We start from the raw sequence: 1,669 nt of genomic DNA, 5'->3' as shown, positions 1-1,669 counted from the left end.
GAGTTCGTCGATGGCCTCCTACCATCTGTCTGCATTTACACCACTTCCGTGGACTCTATCACATTAGACCACGGATCACGCCGTGGCCATTTTCCAACCTATTCTTGCGCGCCTTAGTCACCAGATCAGTTCATACCCGCTACTACGGCCACCTTTGTCAGTTGGTTTTAAGCAGCCTAGCGTCACAAGTTCAGACAGCTCACGGTAGGCCGTTGCCCGACTGGTCTTGGTCATGCTCATGTATTTTCTGGTATTGATGCCACCCTCAAAGCCACCGGGCCCAGCATCAAGCAATCGGTTCAGCACCTTGCGCTGGCGCTCATTCAATGTCGCAGATTGATGCCGTAGCCAGAAACGGGCTTTGGCCAATGTATTGGCTACCGTTTGCTCTGCGGCAGTGGCCGAAGCCTGCACCTGTTCCAGGAACCAGATCAACCAGGCCGTCACGTCTACGCCTCCCCGCTGGGTCTGCTCCAGGATCTCGTAGTACGTTTCCCGCTCACGCAGAATCTGCGCCGATAAACTGAATAGCCGCATCGGCAGCTGCTCATCCTGCGACAGCGCCATGTCCGTGATCGCGCGTGCGAGACGACCATTGCCGTCTTCAAACGGATGCACCGTCACGAACCACAGATGAGCCAATCCCGCACGTACCAGCCCTTCCATCGGGTTATCCGGCTCATTGAACCAGGACAAGAAGTTGGCTAGCTCTTGATCAAGTACCTCATGTCCCGGTGCCTCGAAATGGACCTTCTCGTAGCCGATTCGACCAGACACCACTTGCATCGGCTCCTCGCCGCGTAGTTGACCGGTCCGAATGACATGAAGTCCCGAGTAGCCGGTTGGAAACAGTGCGGCTTGCCAACCAAATAGCCGCGTCGGAGTCAGAGGCTGCGCATGATTTCTGGTGGCATCGAGTAATACCTCAATCAAGCCATCCACAGCACGTGGTGGCGTCGGCAGCCCGGCAGACGGCAAGCCAAGATGACGAGCCACCGACGAACGCACGGCATCGACATCCAATCGTTCCCCTTCTATCGCACTGGTGGTTACACCGTCCTCCACCAGGATGGATGCAACTGCCTCCAGGGTCAGGGTATTGTCCAGCAACCGTGCCGCACCCAAGACCTTGCCTTGGGCCAGCCTGGCACGTGCCAAAGGCTCCGTAAGCGCGGCCTGATCCCAAGTAAACTGTGGCCAATGCGGGTGTTGCCAGATCCAGCGGTGAGATGATTGCATCACTTATTTGCTCCAAATATTGAGGCGATTGTGCGATACATTCGCTTCATGAACAAGGCAGCCCTCACTCCACCCTGGCGGCAACATCAACCTAAGGGTTGATGTCCTGAGATACAGGGGCAAATCCAAACAGGATCGACATGCCTCAGAGGAGGCAAATAGACTCTAACCGTCAAGGCTTTTGCATTGCACCCCCGAAAGCCCCCCCCAAAACGCAACGAACAATTTCAAGATAATGTTTTTTATAACATTATTAAAACAAAACCCTTCCCGCACTGGGAGGCGAAGGACATTTCAAAGCTGTTCTAGAACGTCTACAAGTCCCATTTTTACTTTATTAAAGCAGGATGAACGTCCACGGCAGTCCGTGCAAAAACGTACCCCCATTTGTGCCTAATGCTATCGTCATGGCGTACGAATGGGGGTATGA

1 protein-coding gene is annotated in these 1,669 nt (G+C 54.3%); it reads right to left on the bottom strand.

The window, feature by feature from the left end:
* Nucleotides 1–117: 117 nt before the first annotated feature.
* The gene (locus tag IE083_RS15570) at nucleotides 118–1,239 is read right to left on the bottom strand and encodes a Fic family protein (RefSeq protein ID WP_189354947.1); all 1,122 of its coding nucleotides are present in this window, start codon (nucleotides 1,237–1,239) and stop codon (nucleotides 118–120) included.
* Nucleotides 1,240–1,669 lie beyond the last annotated feature (430 nt).

The sequence above is a fragment of the Vogesella fluminis genome (assembly GCF_014652335.1).
GTDB classification, from domain to species: domain Bacteria; phylum Pseudomonadota; class Gammaproteobacteria; order Burkholderiales; family Chromobacteriaceae; genus Vogesella; species Vogesella fluminis.
Note: the sequence above shows the minus strand (reverse complement) of the source record. Positions and strands in the feature narration are given on the sequence as shown.

Bases quoted from the DNA above. Each gene is read 5' to 3' on its own strand.
- IE083_RS15570 (WP_189354947.1), bottom strand. From the start codon at position 1,239: ATGCAATCATCTCACCGCTGGATCTGGCAACACCCGCATTGGCCACAG.